The sequence below is a fragment of the Sulfitobacter aestuarii genome, assembly GCF_042685005.1.
In the GTDB taxonomy this organism is placed as follows: domain Bacteria; phylum Pseudomonadota; class Alphaproteobacteria; order Rhodobacterales; family Rhodobacteraceae; genus Sulfitobacter; species Sulfitobacter aestuarii.
The window spans coordinates 1-1,245 of the sequence record NZ_JBHUMP010000066.1 but is presented as its reverse complement, the minus strand read 5'-3'; the positions used below and the strand labels follow the sequence as shown (position 1 = coordinate 1,245).

Annotated in this window: 1 pseudogene; it reads left to right on the top strand. The window is 54.2% G+C overall.

Features of this window, described 5'->3' with window-relative positions:
- A pseudogene (locus ACFSUD_RS19590) lies at nt 1-1,173 on the top strand (IS3 family transposase); the annotation flags it as partial.
- Between the last annotated feature and the right edge of the window lie 72 nt (nt 1,174-1,245).

Below are 1,245 nucleotides of genomic sequence, written 5' to 3'. Positions count from 1 at the left end.
ATACTTGGTCGAAGGAATTCCTTGAGGCTGGAAAGCGTCGCCTTTCCGGCGACACAGCGCGTCAGGCGACATCGCTTGAGGTGAAGGATCTGCGATCCCAGGCCATGGCTCTGAAGGAATGCGTGGCTGACCTAACCCTTGAGAACCGTCTGCTAAAAAAACGCATGACAGGGGCTGGGGAGTTCGAGGAATGAGGTATCCAGCAACCGAGAAGCTTGAGATCATCCGCACGGTTGAGGGATCACACCTGCCCACAAAAAAATGACCCTTGATATGCTGGGTATCCCGCGCACGACATTTTACCGATAGTATGACCGCTACGTCGAAGGCGGCCTTGATGCATTGGCAGACAACGCGCCTCGGCCGAAGTCGGTCTGGAACCGTATTCCGCAGGACCGGCGGGATGATCTGATCGAGTTTGCGCTGGAACATGAGGCGCTGACCACACGCGAACTGGCCGTCAAATATACTGATGAGAAGCGGTATTTTATCTCTGAATCATCGACTTACCGCATTCTGAAAGCTGCCGATCTGATCACGGCACCCGAGTATGTGGTGATCAAGGCTGCCGATGAGTTCTCGGACAAAACCACGGCGATCAATCAGATGTGGCAGACCGACTTCACCTACTTCAAGATCATCGGCTGGGGCTGGTATTACCTCAGCACGATCCTGGACGATTACAGCCGGTATATCATTGCCTGGAAGCTCTGCACGACCATGCGGGCCGAGGACGTGACAGACACCATTGAGCTGGCTCTTACGGCATCTGGCTGCGACCAAGCCGTGGTCCGACACAAGCCGTGCCTGCTCAGCGACAACGGGTCGTGCTACATATCCGGCGACCTGGCCAAATGGCTGGGGGACCAGAAAATGGATCACGTTCGCGGTGCGCCGTTCCATCCGCAAACCCAGGGCAAAATCGAGCGCTGGCATCAGACCATGAAGAACCGGGTTCTACTGGAAAACTACTACCTGCCCGGCGATCTTGAACGCCAGATCGGGACCTTCGTCGACTATTACAACAACCAGCGCTACCACGTGAGCCTGAGCAACGTCACACCCGCTGACGTCTATTTTGGACGTGACAAAGCCATCATCAGAGAAAGGGAAAATATCAAGAAAATGACGATCCAAAGCCGCCGCTTGCAACATCAAAAACAAGCAGCATAATCAATCACGCAACCGAACCAGAGCCTCCAATGTTTAAGCCGCTCTGATGTCCCATTTTATATGACGACGGAC